The sequence below is a fragment of the Centipeda sp. (in: firmicutes) genome, from assembly GCF_057271695.1.
Map to the genome: position 1 here is coordinate 1 of NZ_DBHIVL010000067.1, position 13,112 is coordinate 13,112.

The 13,112-nt window shown below is 55.9% G+C and carries 13 protein-coding genes, 2 tRNA genes and 1 rRNA gene; all 16 read right to left on the bottom strand.

Annotated features, from left to right (window positions below; translation table 11 throughout):
* Positions 1-102: 102 nt before the first annotated feature.
* Positions 103-1,815 carry a proline--tRNA ligase gene (locus tag ACO6BQ_RS09855; RefSeq protein WP_489120699.1) on the bottom strand — a complete coding sequence of 571 codons (1,713 nt, stop codon included), beginning with the start codon at positions 1,813-1,815 and terminating at the stop codon, positions 103-105.
* On the bottom strand, positions 1,812-2,891 hold the full coding sequence (ispG, locus tag ACO6BQ_RS09860; RefSeq protein WP_489120700.1) for a flavodoxin-dependent (E)-4-hydroxy-3-methylbut-2-enyl-diphosphate synthase: 1,080 nt from the start codon (positions 2,889-2,891) through the stop codon (positions 1,812-1,814). Before ispG ends, ACO6BQ_RS09855 begins: the two co-directional genes overlap by 4 nt.
* Positions 2,892-2,898: 7 nt before the next feature.
* A complete protein-coding gene (rseP, locus tag ACO6BQ_RS09865; RefSeq protein ID WP_489120701.1) occupies positions 2,899-3,939 on the bottom strand; it encodes an RIP metalloprotease RseP in 1,041 nt (346 codons plus the stop codon).
* Positions 3,940-3,960: 21 nt separating this feature from the next.
* Positions 3,961-4,782 (bottom strand): phosphatidate cytidylyltransferase, encoded by an 822-nt coding sequence (locus ACO6BQ_RS09870; protein WP_489120702.1) that lies wholly within the window; start codon positions 4,780-4,782, stop codon positions 3,961-3,963.
* A 14-nt stretch (positions 4,783-4,796) separates the two neighbouring features.
* Positions 4,797-5,591 (bottom strand): undecaprenyl pyrophosphate synthase, encoded by a 795-nt coding sequence (gene uppS, locus ACO6BQ_RS09875; RefSeq protein WP_489120703.1) that lies wholly within the window; start codon positions 5,589-5,591, stop codon positions 4,797-4,799.
* Positions 5,592-5,719: 128 nt separating this feature from the next.
* Positions 5,720-5,956: a hypothetical protein gene (locus ACO6BQ_RS09880; protein WP_489120704.1), complete on the bottom strand. Its 237-nt coding sequence runs from the start codon at positions 5,954-5,956 to the stop codon at positions 5,720-5,722.
* Positions 5,956-6,513 carry a ribosome recycling factor gene (frr, locus tag ACO6BQ_RS09885; protein ID WP_489120705.1) on the bottom strand — a complete coding sequence of 186 codons (558 nt, stop codon included), beginning with the start codon at positions 6,511-6,513 and terminating at the stop codon, positions 5,956-5,958. The genes ACO6BQ_RS09880 and frr overlap by 1 nt, the downstream gene beginning before the upstream one ends.
* A complete protein-coding gene (pyrH, locus tag ACO6BQ_RS09890; RefSeq protein ID WP_489120707.1) occupies positions 6,510-7,235 on the bottom strand; it encodes a UMP kinase in 726 nt (241 codons plus the stop codon). The genes frr and pyrH overlap by 4 nt, the downstream gene beginning before the upstream one ends.
* A gap of 122 nt (positions 7,236-7,357) precedes the next feature.
* Entirely contained in the window at positions 7,358-8,224 is an 867-nt protein-coding gene (gene tsf, locus ACO6BQ_RS09895; RefSeq protein WP_489120708.1) for a translation elongation factor Ts, read from the bottom strand.
* Between the two features lie 73 nt (positions 8,225-8,297).
* Positions 8,298-9,008 carry a 30S ribosomal protein S2 gene (rpsB, locus tag ACO6BQ_RS09900; protein WP_489120710.1) on the bottom strand — a complete coding sequence of 237 codons (711 nt, stop codon included), beginning with the start codon at positions 9,006-9,008 and terminating at the stop codon, positions 8,298-8,300.
* A 209-nt stretch (positions 9,009-9,217) separates the two neighbouring features.
* Complete coding sequence (locus tag ACO6BQ_RS09905) at positions 9,218-9,760, bottom strand: cell division protein SepF (protein WP_489120711.1); 543 nt, start codon at positions 9,758-9,760, stop codon at positions 9,218-9,220.
* A 155-nt stretch (positions 9,761-9,915) separates the two neighbouring features.
* Positions 9,916-11,733 carry a translational GTPase TypA gene (typA, locus tag ACO6BQ_RS09910; protein WP_489120712.1) on the bottom strand — a complete coding sequence of 606 codons (1,818 nt, stop codon included), beginning with the start codon at positions 11,731-11,733 and terminating at the stop codon, positions 9,916-9,918.
* 150 nt (positions 11,734-11,883) lie between these two features.
* The gene (locus ACO6BQ_RS09915; RefSeq protein WP_489120713.1) at positions 11,884-12,441 is read right to left on the bottom strand and encodes a coenzyme F(420) biosynthesis enzyme; all 558 of its coding nucleotides are present in this window, start codon (positions 12,439-12,441) and stop codon (positions 11,884-11,886) included.
* A gap of 139 nt (positions 12,442-12,580) precedes the next feature.
* Positions 12,581-12,656, bottom strand: a tRNA-Trp gene (locus tag ACO6BQ_RS09920).
* Between the two features lies 1 nt (position 12,657).
* Positions 12,658-12,733 (bottom strand) — tRNA-His (locus ACO6BQ_RS09925).
* 52 nt (positions 12,734-12,785) lie between these two features.
* Positions 12,786-12,902 (bottom strand): 5S ribosomal RNA (gene rrf, locus ACO6BQ_RS09930).
* Positions 12,903-13,112 lie beyond the last annotated feature (210 nt).

Consider the following 13,112-nt stretch of genomic DNA (forward strand, 5'->3'; position numbering starts at 1 on the left):
CGGGCAAAAAAGATACGTCAAGATGGCGTGGCTGAATTTATCAGTGCTTCCTCAATATGCGCGTATGGAAAAGGCGGCGCATAAACGCCGCCCTAAAATCGCTCAAAGCGTTGCCAGCATATCCTGCACGCCCTTCAAATAGGTATCGCGCGCAAAGTTCACAAGCTCGCCCGTTCGACGCACCTTTACCTCGATGCTGCCGTTTTCAATGGTCTTTGGCCCGACGGCGATACGTACGGGATAGCCGATCAGATCACAGTCGTTGAACTTCACGCCCGCGCGCTCACGCCGATCATCCAGCAGCACATCAATACCTGCCGCACGCAGCTCCTCGTAGATCACCTCGGCATACGCGAGCTGCTCCTCCACCTTTGCATTGACGGCTACGACAACGACCTCATACGGCGCAATCGCACGCGGCCAGATGATGCCGTGCTCGTCATGGTTCTGCTCGATCGCCGCCGCCATTGTGCGCCCGACACCGATGCCATAGCACCCCATCTGCATGGGCTGTGCCTTGCCCGCCTCGTCGAGGAAGGTCGCGCCCATTGCTTCGCTGTACTTCGTCCCAAGGGCAAAGATCTGCCCCGCCTCGATGCCGCGCCCGATGTGGAGATATCCCTGCTCACAGACGGGACACACATCCCCCTCTTCGACAAGGCGAATATCCGCCACTGTCACCGCTCCGAAGTCGCGCTTCGGATTCACATTCATATAGTGGAAATCCACCTCGTTTGCCCCCGAAACGGCATTGTGCATCCGCATCGCCGTCTCATCGACAACGATATGCGTGCCCTCCTTGATGCCGATTGGGCTCATAAAGCCGGGACAGCCGCCCACTGCACGGATCGCTTCCTCATCCGCCATGCGCAGCTCACGTGCGCCCGGAACGGCGTTCGCGAGCTTGATCTCGTTCACCTCGTGGTCGCCGCGCAGGAATGCGAGGATGAGGGTATCGTCCTCCGTCTGATAGGCGACCGCCTTGATCGTCTTTTCCACGGGAATCTTGAGGTATTCTGCAAGCAGCGCAATCGTACTCGTATGTGGGGTCGCCACCTTCTCAAGCGGCAGTTCCGCCTCGTCGGGTGCGTCAATTGGACGCAGTGCCGCCTTCTCATCGCTCGCCGCATAGCTGCACGCATCGCAGCACGCAATACGCGACTCGCCCTCCGGCGCAAGCACGGTGAACTCCTCCGAATGCCCGCCGCCAATCGCGCCGCTGTCCGCCTCCACTGCGCGGAAGTCCAACCCGCAGCGCGTGAAGATATTCGTGTACGCAACGGACATCTTGCGGTAGGACGCATTCATCCCTTCGACATCCTTATCGAAAGAATAAAGGTCTTTCATGATAAACTCGCGGCTGCGCATGACCCCGAAGCGCGGGCGACGCTCATCGCGGAACTTGTCCTGAATCTGATAGAGCAGCACGGGCAGCTGCTTGTACGAGCGCAGTTCATCGCGCACGAGTGCCGTAATCATCTCCTCATGGGTCGGCCCCATGCAGAACTCGCGGTCATGACGATCCTTCACGCGGATCATCTCCGCACCGTATGCACCCCAGCGCCCGCTTTCCTCCCAGAGTTCGGACGGCTGGAGAATCGGCATCATGATTTCCTGCCCGCCCGCCGCGTCCATCTCCTCGCGGATGATCTGCTCAATCTTGCGGATCGTGCGCCATGCGAGCGGCAGATAGCTATACATACCGCCCGCAGACTTGCGGATCAGACCCGCACGGTACATGAGCTGATGACTCGCAATCTCCGCCTCGGCGGGCGTATTTCGAAGTGTGGGTGCATACAGATTCGTAGCTCTCATGACGATTTGCGTTCCTCCAATATTGCATCAATTTCCCGAAACAGTTCGGGAAGCAGGTCTTCTTCCTTCACCTTGCGGATGACCTCGCCCTTGCGGAAGATCAGCCCCTCGCCGTTCCCGCCTGCAATGCCGACATCCGCACCGCGTGCCTCACCTGGGCCATTCACAACACAGCCCATCACGGCAACCTCGATGGGGTCCTCCATCCCGCGCAGACGCTCCTCGACCTTTTCCGCAATGGAGACGAGATCAATGCTCGTGCGTCCGCAGGTCGGACATGCGACAAGCGTCGGACCGTACTCCTTCAGCCCAAGTGCCTTCAAGATTTCATTCGCCGTGCGCACCTCGACCACGGGATCGCCCGTGAGTGAGATGCGGATCGTGTCACCAATGCCCTCCGCGAGCAGTGCACCGACACCGACCGAGGACTTGATGATCCCCGTGCCTGCCGTGCCAGCCTCCGTAATGCCGAGGTGCAGCGGGTAGTCGACACGCTCGCTCATGAGGCGGTATGCCGCGAGCGTCAGCGGCACATCGTGCGCCTTGAGCGAGATCTTCATATCGTAAAAATCCAGCTCCTCAAGTACACGCACATGCTCCATCGCAGACTCTACAAGAGCCTCTGCCGTGATGCCGCCGTACTTCGTCAACATCTTGTGGTCGAGTGAACCGGCATTGACGCCGATGCGGATGGGAATCCCCCCCGCACGCGCTGCTGCAACCACCTTCTTCACGCGCTCCGTTCCGCCGATGTTGCCGGGGTTGATGCGCAGTGCCGCAACCCCCTGCTCCATTGCCTCGAGTGCAAGTTTGTAGTCAAAGTGGATATCGGCGACGAGCGGCGTCTTGACCTGCCGCACAATGCTGCCGAGGTTCTTCGCAGCCGCCATGTCGGGCACGGCGACACGCACAATGTCACACCCCGCCGCTGCGAGTTCGCGAATCTGCTGAACGGTTGCCTCCGTGTCCGTCGTCTTCGTATTGCACATAGACTGCACGGAAATGGGCGCATCGCCCCCGATGGGGATGCCGCCAATGTGAATCTGCCGCGTCCTGCGGCGTGTATAATTTGCCATACCCAGGTCAGCCTCCTGCAAAGATACGGACAACGTCATTCTTCATTGCGAGCAGCATGAGCAGGACAATGAATCCCACGCCCGCATTCTGGACATAGTGCATGACCTTCGGGCTGAGCGGCTTGCCGCGTACGGCCTCGACGCAGAGCGTGAGGAAGTGTCCGCCGTCAAGTGCCGGCACAGGCAAAAGGTTGATGATTGCAAGGTTCAGACTGAGCAGTGCCGCAAAATTCAGCAGCGGCACAATCCCCATCTCCGCAACCTCACCCGCCATCTGCGCCACGCCGATGGGGCCCGCCAGCTCCGAGCCGGACAGTTCGAGAACGATGCGGTAGAGTGCGTCCATCATCATCACGACGATCATCGCCGTACGCTCGAACGCCATTGTGACGGACTGGATGAATCCGGGATAGGTGCTCTCATAGGCGTTTACAATACCGATAACGCCACGGTCATGCGCCGCATCGTAATGCGGGGTGACACTAACCGTGAGTTCCTGCCCGGCACGATCCACCTGCATCGTCATGGGGACAGTGCCGTGATTCGTACGAATCGCATCCACCATCTCCTGCCACGTTTCAATCGACTGCCCGTCAATTGCAACAATGCGGTCATTCGCCATCAGTCCTGCATTCGCCGCAGGGTTGTCCGCAAGCACCGTGCCAAGGACGGGCGCGGGGTTTGGTGTCTGCACGCCTGCAAAGAAGAAAATGCCGAAAAACAGCACAACGGGTAGGATGAAGTTCATCGCCGACCCTGCCAGAATCACGATCATGCGTGAGAGAATCGGTTTGCGGCAGTAGCCGCGCTCCCCCGCGTCATTGTCATCCGCAGCCATTCCCGCAATATCGTTGAAGCCGCCAAGCGGCACAATGCGGATCGAATAAACGGTTTCGCCATAGCGAAAGCTGACAAGTCGCGGCCCAAAACCAATGGCGAACTCATCCACCCGCATCCCCGTGAGCTTTGCCGTGATAAAATGTCCGAGCTCATGCACAAATACGAGAAGGCCAAAGACAAATACCGTCGCCAGAATTTTTTCTAACATCAAAACTCCTTTATTGCCATTTCAGCGAAGTACGAAGTACACCGTATAGTAGTAAACGAGCGGAGCTGTGAAGAGTACGCTGTCAAAGCGATCCCAGATGCCGCCGTGTCCGGGGATGATTGCCCCGGAGTCCTTGATCCCCGTGTGTCGTTTCATCAGCGATTCCACAAGATCCCCGAGCGTTCCGAGCACGGCGATCGCCGCACCCAGCCCCGCCATATGTGTGAGTGGCATATGGAGGAGATACCCCAGTCCCGCTACCGCCGCAATCGTTCCGACAAGACCGCCGAGAAAGCCCTCAATGGTTTTGTTCGGACTGATCGCGGGTGCGAGCTTGTGCGAGCCGAATGCGCACCCCGCAAAGTAGGCAAAGCTGTCACTCGCCCAGGTCCCAATGAACATGACCCAGACCATCGCCGTCCCGAGATCAAACGTCTCAATCGGTGTCACAAAACTCATGCCCGAGAGTGCACGCAGCATAATCAGATGCGCAAACGGCAGACCGATGTAGGCAATGCCCGCCACAGAGATACACACATCCGGAACAGACACGTCTCCACGCAGAATCACAGATGTGAGAAGGGCGAGTACCGTAGATGCCATCAGCGCGAACAGGATGATATCGAACTGACCGAGGTATGCACCATACAGCATACCGCCGATGCCAAGCAAGCCAGAGAAGAGCGTCGGATTGCCGCCACGATGGGAAAAGGCGCGCGTGAACTCAAACCACGCAAGCACGGCAAGCACGGCCGCTCCAATCGCAAATGCCCGTTCCCCCTCCTGAATCACATAGGCAGCAAGCGCAATGCCAATCGTTCCCGAAATAATGCGTGTAATCAAATCCGACCTCCTGTTTATTCCTCCGGATTCAGTCCGCCAAAGCGACGGCTGCGCCCTGCAAAATCCTGAATGGCGCGCGCCAGTTCCTCCGGCGTAAAGTCCGGCCAGTGTGTCTCCGTAAAGTAGAGCTCCGCATATGCCGACTGCCAGAGGAGAAAGTTGCTCAGGCGCAGGTCGCCGCTCGTGCGGATGAAGAGATCAACCGGCGGGTCGCCCGCCGTATCAAGCGCGTTGGAAAAGAATTCCTCGTCAATTTCCTCCGACGCAACTTCCCCCGCCGCCACACGATCCGCGATAGAGCGCACGGCTCGCAGGATCTCATCCTGGCTGCCGTAATTCGCCGCCAGATTGAAGTGAATGCCCGTATTCTGCGCCATCAGCATCTCTGCATCCGCCATACGCTGCTGAAAACGCTCCGTAAAACGATCGCGTCGACCAATGAAGTGCAGGCGCACCTGCTCTGCGTGCATCTCCGCAAGTTCCTTTTCCAAGAAAGAATCAAAGAGTCGCAGGAGGAAGTCGACCTCACGCTGCGGTCGTTTCCAGTTCTCCGTAGAAAAGGCATAAACCGTCAGCACCTCGACACCCAGATCGGAGGCGGCACGCACAATGCGCTTGAGCGTGCGTGCCCCCTCCTCGTGCCCCGCCGACCGCGAACGCCCCTGCGCCTTTGCCCAACGGCCATTTCCGTCCATGACAATCGCAATATGGCGCGGCATACGTTCACGCTCAACCGCGAGGTCGGACGGAAGAGTCTCCGCTGCGACAGAAGGTACCTTCGTTCCACCGCCAAATATCTTTCTCCACATCGTGATCCCTTCCATCCTCATCGCACTCTACCAAAACACCCCTCCGGCAATGCCGGAAGGGGCTGTGCCCGCTCAGCGGAGTTCTTGGGAGGCACTGATAAATTCAGCGATTCCCTTGCTGTACTGATTTATCCGTACTCCCCTTGCTCATATGCAGCAACCGAGACGCTTCGCTCAGGTACAAATGTTCTTGTAAGCACACAGCTCCCGCCGCGCTCCTGCACACGAACAACATAGGGCATCATCTCATCCACCGCAAAGAAATCACGTGGAGAGCGTGTCTCTGACATCTCGTAGGATATTCCCTTTGCGTCGAGTTCCTGTATGACGGTGTTCCACGGACGTGCCAAACGCAGGTCAGCCATTAGATTTCCATGACCTCTTTTTCCTTCGCCGCACGCATCTCTTCCATCTGCTTGACGAACTTATCCACGAGCTTCTGCACGGAGTCCTGCCCGCGCTTGGACTCGTCCTCATTGATCTCCTTGTCCTTTTCGAGCTTCTTGATCGCCTCGTTCGCATCACGGCGGATGTTGCGCAGGGCGACCTTCGCCTCCTCCGTCTTCTTGCCGACCGTCTTGATGAGCTCCTTTCGACGCTCCTGCGTCGGCTGCGGAATTGCAAGGCGGATCACCGTACCGTCCGAATTCGGCGAAAGCCCGAGATCGGATTTCGAGATTGCAATCTCGATCTCATGCAGGATGGACTTCTCCCACGGCGTAATGACAATCATATGAGGCTCGGGTACCGTCACCTTTGCAAGCTGATTGACCGACGTCGGCGTTCCGTAGTAGGGAATCATCACCTTGTCCAGCAGATTTGGCGTTGCCCGCCCCGCACGCAGGGATGAGAACTCCCGACGGAGTGCCTCGATCGCCTTGTTCATATTTGCCTCATGCTTCGTGAGAATATCCTTTATCATACAGTTTCGCCTCCTACGGTCGTTCCAATCGGCTCTCCAAACGATGCGCGCGCGATATTTGCGTACTCGTCAATATTAAATACCACAATGGGAATCTTGTTCTCCATGCAAAGACTCGTCGCCGTTGCATCCATCACCGCGAGCCCCTTCTTGAGGATGTCAATGTAGGCGAGCGTCTCGAAGCGTTTCGCATCGGGGTTCTTGTTCGGGTCGGAATCATAGATTCCATCCGTCCCCTTCTTCGCCATCAGGATGACATCCGCCTCGATTTCAGCAGCGCGCAGTGCTGCCGTCGTATCCGTCGAGAAATACGGATTACCCGTGCCCGCACCGAAGATCACAACGCGCCCCTTCTCCATGTGCCGGATCGCACGACGGCGAATGTACGGCTCGGCCACCTGACGCATCTCGATCGCACTCTGGACACGTGTATCGACATCCTGCTTCTCTAGCGCATCCTGCAATGCAAGCGCATTCATCACCGTTGCCATCATGCCCATGTAGTCTGCCGTCGTGCGATCCATGCCCTTCGCACTCCCCGCAAGTCCGCGCCAGATATTGCCGCCGCCAACCACGATGGCGACATCAATCCCATGATCGCGTACCTTCTTGATCTGTGCGGCAATCTCCTCGACAACGGCAGGATTGATCCCAAAGCCCTGATCTCCTGCCAGAGCCTCTCCGCTGAGCTTCAACACAACACGGCGATATTTCGCTTCCACGATGACTCCTCCTGTCTGTTCTTTGCGCCATTATAGCATATTTTACACTTCATGTCTGCAAAAAAGGGGCTCTATGCGAAGCAAAAATATGCCCCGCATAACAGCCCCTTCACCTCACGGTCTTACTGCATCTGTGCAGCAACCTCCGCAGCAAAATCTTCCTGCTTCTTCTCAATGCCCTCACCGAGCTGGAAGCGCGTGAACGCCTTGACCTCGACGCCGCCGAGCACACCCGAAACCTTCTGCTCGGGATCCTTCACAAATTTCTGCTCAAGCAGGCAGACTTCTTCGTAGAACTTGTTGATACGCCCCTCAACCATCTTCTCAATGATCTTCTCGGGCTTGCCCTCCTCAAGTGCCTGCTTGCGGAGCACTTCCTTCTCATGTTCAATGTCGTCGGCCGTCACACCGGAGCGGTCAATGGCAATCGGGGACGCCGCTGCAATCTGCATCGCGACATCCTTTCCAAGCTGCTCCTCACCACCCGAGAGCTCCACGAGAACACCAATCTTGCCGCCCATGTGGATATACGTCGCAACACGACCGGCACTCTCATAGCGTGCAAAACGGCGCAGTGAAATCTTCTCGCCGATCGTCGCCGTTGCCTCGGTGATGAGTGCTGCGACATCCTTGCCGTCGAGCGTGCTTGCGTTCAGCGCATCGAGGTCGACGGGATTCGTCTCGGCAATGTGCTTTGCAACCTTTGCACTCAGCTCACGGAACTGCTCATTGCCCGCCGCAAAGTCTGTCTCACAGTTGATCTCGACGATTGCCCCGACCTTTGCATCCTCCGTCAGATACGCCGTCACAGCACCTTCAGCAGCGATACGGCCGGCCTTCTTCTCCGCCTTTGCAATGCCCTTCTCACGCAGATAGTCGATTGCCTTCTGCATATCGCCGTCCGTCTCCGCGAGAGCCTTCTTGCAGTCCATCATCCCCGCGCCCGTACGCTCGCGCAGTTCCTTTACCATTGCAGCACTGATTGCCATTGTATTTCCTCCCTATGATAACTCATAAAAAAGGGGCAAGGGATAACACTCCCTTACCCCTCTGTTTGTTTCCTTACTCCGCCGCAGTCGTCTCCGGTGCGCCGCCCTGATTGCCCTCGAGCACAGCATCCGCCATGCAGCCCGTAAGGAGCTTCACCGCACGGATGGCGTCATCGTTGCCCGGGATCACATAGTCGATCTCGTCCGGATCACAGTTCGTATCGACGATCGCAACAATGGGGATGTTCAGCTTGCGTGCCTCGGCAACCGCAATACGCTCCTTGCGCGGGTCAACAACGAAAAGTGCGCCCGGCAGACGGTTCATATCCTTGATGCCGCCCAGATAGCGCTCGAGCTTCTCCTTCTCGTGACGAAGCCCCTGCACTTCCTTCTTCGTCAGCACCTCGAACGTGCCATTCTCCTCCATCTCCTCAAGCATCTTGAGGCGGTGGATCCGGCGCTGGATCGTCTGGAAGTTCGTCATCATGCCGCCGAGCCAACGCTCGTTGACATAGAACATATTCGCGCGGAGGGCCTCCTCGCGAATTGCCTCCTGCGCCTGCTTCTTTGTACCGATGAAGAGCACAGACTTGCCTTCCTGCGCAACACTGCGGAGGAAGTTGTACGCCTCATCCACCTTGCGCACCGTCTTCTGCAGATCGATGATGTAGATGCCGTTGCGCTCCGTGAAGATGTAACGAGCCATCTTCGGATTCCAACGACGGGTCTGATGTCCAAAGTGAACACCGGCCTCCAGAAGCTGCTTCATAGAAATTACTGCCATGTGAGTATACCTCCTGTTGTTCTTCCGCGCCCCTCATCCGCTGCACCACCGCGACTGGCGCGGCACAGAGCAGCTATCGTAAGCGCGTGCTTTTTTCACACTGCGGAACATTATAGCATAAGAAATACAGCGTGACAACGCCCCTATGGAATTTTTTACAAAAAAATGGAGAACACGCAGCTCCCCATCCCGATCATGTTCAATTGGACTCAGAGCGGTTTTGCAGCCGTCTCCGTAACATCTACGCCCTTCGGTGCATATAGGATAATCGTACTCGACACCACGCGTGCCGTTCCGTGAAGAACATAGCATGCGCCGTTCAAGAAATCGCAGACACGCCGACGCTCGGGCTCGTTCAGACAGTCAAAGTTGACCGTCACGGCAATCCCCTGCTTGAGCTGCCTTACCGCTGCCCCAACATCATCATAGCGACGCGGGCGGTGGATGCGTACCTTGAGCTCCGCAACCTTTGTTGTATGCACGGTCAGCGGGGTGCCTCCCCCATCGCCTGTCGACGGGGTGCGTGGCGTCGATGCAGACGCACCATAGGACGCTCCCGAAAAGGAGACCGTGCCGCCGTTGACAACCTGACGCTGCTCCATGTCATACGCAGCCTGGCGCGGCTGCGCAGCAGGTTTTGCGACGGACTGTACGACTTCTTCCTCATCCTCGTACGAATCGGAAGGAAAAAAAGTGTCCACAACGTGCGAAGTCATATCCTTCACACGCGAAAACAACGAACTCGCACTCATTTACCTCTTCCTTCCTCGTAGATATGAATTCAAATGCAATAAGAGACAACTATGCATTTTACTAACGGAGACATACTATCACATTTCTTTCAGAAATGCAAGGTAATTGGCTAAAAATGGTTTTTTCCCGTATGTACAAGGACTTTTATACCATTTCACTTGCGGGCATTCTTTGCTGCACGTCCGCGTGCCGTGCGATCGAGAATCGCCTTGCGCAGACGAATGTTCTCCGGCGTCACCTCAACCAGCTCATCATCGTTGATGTACTCAAGCGCCTGCTCGAGGCTCAGGATGCGCGGCGGGGTGAGCCGAATCGCCTCATCCGAAGCGGACGTGCGCATATTCGTGACATTCTTCTTCTTGCACGGATTGATATCCATGTCGATGTCACGCGCATTCTCGCCGACAATCATACCCTCATAGACCTGCTGCCCCGGTGAGATGAACATCGTTCCACGATCCTGCAGTGAGAAAATACCGTACCCCGTCGTCTCTCCCTGCTCAAACGCCACGAGTGACCCGTGCGAACGGCCGCTCATATCCCCTTTGTACGGCACATAGCCGTGGAAGATATGGTTCATGATGCCGTTGCCCTTCGTGTTTGTCAGGAGTTCCGAGCGGAAACCGATCAGTCCGCGTGCGGGGATGAAGAACTCCATGCGGATGTAGCCCGACAGCTCCGTCATATTCGACAGTTCCGCCTTACGCGTGCCAAGTGCCTCCATAACCGAGCCCATATACTCCTGCGGCACCTCAACCGTCAGATTCTCCATCGGCTCGCATTTCTGTCCGTTGATCGTCTTGTAGACAACCTCGGGCTTTCCAACCTGCAGCTCGTACCCTTCGCGGCGCATCTGCTCGATCAAAATGGAGAGGTGCAGTTCACCACGTCCCGAGACCTTGAACACGTCCGCCGAATCCGTCTCCTCGACGCGCATTGCAACATTTGTCTCGACCTCCTTAAAGAGGCGGTCGCGAATGTGGCGTGAAGTCACAAACTGCCCCTCGCGCCCGGCAAACGGACTCGTATTGACACCAAACGTCATCGAGAGTGTCGGCTCGTCAATATTGATCGTCGGCAGAGCCTCGGGATTCTCCGCATCCGCTACTGTATAGCCAATGCTCACATCGCCAAGACCCGTCAGTGCGACAATCTCCCCCATGCCTGCCGCATCCACATCGGCACGCTTGAGCCCCTGGTAAACATAGACCTTGCCGACCTTCGCCTTCGTCTCATGATCGCCGCTGATGATAACAACATTCTGATTCGGGCGAACCGTACCGCGGATAATACGACCAATCGCCACACGCCCCACATAGTCGTCTGCCTCAAGTGTTGTCACCATCATCTGCAGAGGGCCTTCTGCATCGCCCTGCGGTGCCGGAATCTCCTTCACAATCGTCTGCATCAGCGGCTCGAGGTTGTCGCTCTCGTCCTCCATCTTGAACTTCGCGACACCATCGCGCGCCGTTGCATAGATGACAGGGAAGTCCAGCTGATCGTCATCTGCATCGAGCTCCATAAACAGTTCAAGGACCTCGTCGTAGACATCATCTACACGCTGATCGGGGCGATCAATCTTATTGATGACCACAATCGGCTTGAGCTTCTGCTCAAGAGCCTTGCGCAACACATACTTCGTCTGCGGCATCGGCCCCTCAAACGCATCGACAAGCAGCAGAACGCCGTCCACCATGTTGAGAACGCGCTCCACCTCGCCGCCGAAATCCGCATGTCCCGGTGTATCCACAATGTTGATCTTGATATCCCCGTAAAGAATCGCCGTGTTCTTCGAGAGAATCGTAATCCCGCGCTCGCGCTCAATATCCCCCGAGTCCATCACGCGTTCATTCACCTGCTCGTTCGAGCGGAACACGTGACTCTGACGCAGCATTGCATCGACCAGGGTCGTCTTGCCGTGATCGACGTGTGCAATGATGGCAATGTTGCGCAGCTTTTCATTCGTCGCCATATGATAAATGTGCCTCCCCTAAATTTCCGTACAAAAGATAGCTTGTCTATCTTATTATAGGAACAAGACTTTGTCAACAACTTTATGATCTGCTGCTATAATTTTCGTAAAAGAAAAGCCCCCAAATGAATGGGAGCTGACCAGTACCTATTATTTTCCCTTGTTCTGTGCTTCCACCGAACGCTGCCAGTTCTTGTAGAACTGCTCGGAGAGGGATGTGAAGACCGCCACCGTGTCTGCATCCGACTTGTTCGCACGCACCTCGTAGGTGTAAAGCAGCTCGTTCGAACCGGAGCGATAGACATCGAAGAAGAACGTCGTACGGCTGTTATTTGCAACCGTCAGAATGACATAGGCATCCGCATAAGACCCTACATTCTCCTTAAAGACCTTTGCCGCCTCACGACGCGGGAGAACTTTGAGATCAATGCTCTTATCCGCCTGAAGAGCATTCGCCACCGCATCATAGCTCACAACATTCGCACGCGTAATGCGTCCGGCATCAGAAACCACCTGCGTCAAAATCTCAAGCGAGGGAGACGTATCCTCCACCTGAACATAGAGAGGAGCACCAATCGCCAAGCGGTTTACATTCGTGATGATAGCCCCCTCCGGCAGTGTCACCTTATCCGAGTAAGGGGATGCCCCTGCCTGCACAGCAAAAAGTGTCAGGCACAGAACAAGTGCCATCTGTACGAATCTCTTCATAGAAATATCTCCTCCTTAAACTCATGGCAAAATGCTGTTTTGCTGCTTGTCATTCTACACTATTATCATATCTTTGACAAGAAAAAGTAGATGAGAGCACAAAAAAACCGTATCGAAAGCGATACGGAAAAAATCAAAGTGGCAGGGGCAGTAAGACTTGAACTCACAACCTACGGTTTTGGAGACCGTTGCTCTACCAGTTGAGCTATACCCCTATGGGGCGACTTATGGGGATCGAACCCATGCATGCTGGAGCCACAATCCAGTGTGTTAACCGCTTCACCAAAGCCGCCATATAAATTTTATAAAGAAACTCGTGAACCACGCGATTCACGAGTTCCCCTTTGCGGCAACTACCTACTCTCCCACGCCATCGCTGGCGGAGTACCCTCGGCCTCTGAACGCTTAACTACTGTGTTCGGAATGGGAACAGGTGGAACCGTTCAGGCATCATCACCGCATACTTGAATGAGTCTTGCTCACTCAAAACTTCACAGAAGAAACTTCCTTGCAAATTAAAGCGAAATACTTGTTCACTTGATACTGTCGACATTTGCTTCGCAAACGTCTTGTGCTCGCTACTTAGCGGTCAACGTCATCCAATCACACGTCGCTTTCGCTCGTGTTCTTGGGACGTTTTCGCATACGACCTGTTGCCCGTTCAGCTTCAT

Excerpts from the sequence above, each read along its gene's own strand:
- rseP (WP_489120701.1), bottom strand. The coding sequence starts at position 3,939 with ATGTTAGAAAAAATTCTGGCGACGGTATTTGTCTTTGGCCTTCTCGTA.
- frr (WP_489120705.1), bottom strand. The coding sequence starts at position 6,513 with ATGATAAAGGATATTCTCACGAAGCATGAGGCAAATATGAACAAGGCG.
- ACO6BQ_RS09855 (WP_489120699.1), bottom strand. The coding sequence starts at position 1,815 with ATGAGAGCTACGAATCTGTATGCACCCACACTTCGAAATACGCCCGCC.
- ACO6BQ_RS09915 (WP_489120713.1), bottom strand. The coding sequence starts at position 12,441 with ATGAAGAGATTCGTACAGATGGCACTTGTTCTGTGCCTGACACTTTTT.
- rpsB (WP_489120710.1), bottom strand. The coding sequence starts at position 9,008 with ATGGCAGTAATTTCTATGAAGCAGCTTCTGGAGGCCGGTGTTCACTTT.
- ACO6BQ_RS09880 (WP_489120704.1), bottom strand. The coding sequence starts at position 5,956 with ATGGCTGACCTGCGTTTGGCACGTCCGTGGAACACCGTCATACAGGAA.
- uppS (WP_489120703.1), bottom strand. The coding sequence starts at position 5,591 with ATGTGGAGAAAGATATTTGGCGGTGGAACGAAGGTACCTTCTGTCGCA.
- tsf (WP_489120708.1), bottom strand. The coding sequence starts at position 8,224 with ATGGCAATCAGTGCTGCAATGGTAAAGGAACTGCGCGAGCGTACGGGC.
- ispG (WP_489120700.1), bottom strand. The coding sequence starts at position 2,891 with ATGGCAAATTATACACGCCGCAGGACGCGGCAGATTCACATTGGCGGC.
- typA (WP_489120712.1), bottom strand. The coding sequence starts at position 11,733 with ATGGCGACGAATGAAAAGCTGCGCAACATTGCCATCATTGCACACGTC.
- ACO6BQ_RS09905 (WP_489120711.1), bottom strand. The coding sequence starts at position 9,760 with ATGAGTGCGAGTTCGTTGTTTTCGCGTGTGAAGGATATGACTTCGCAC.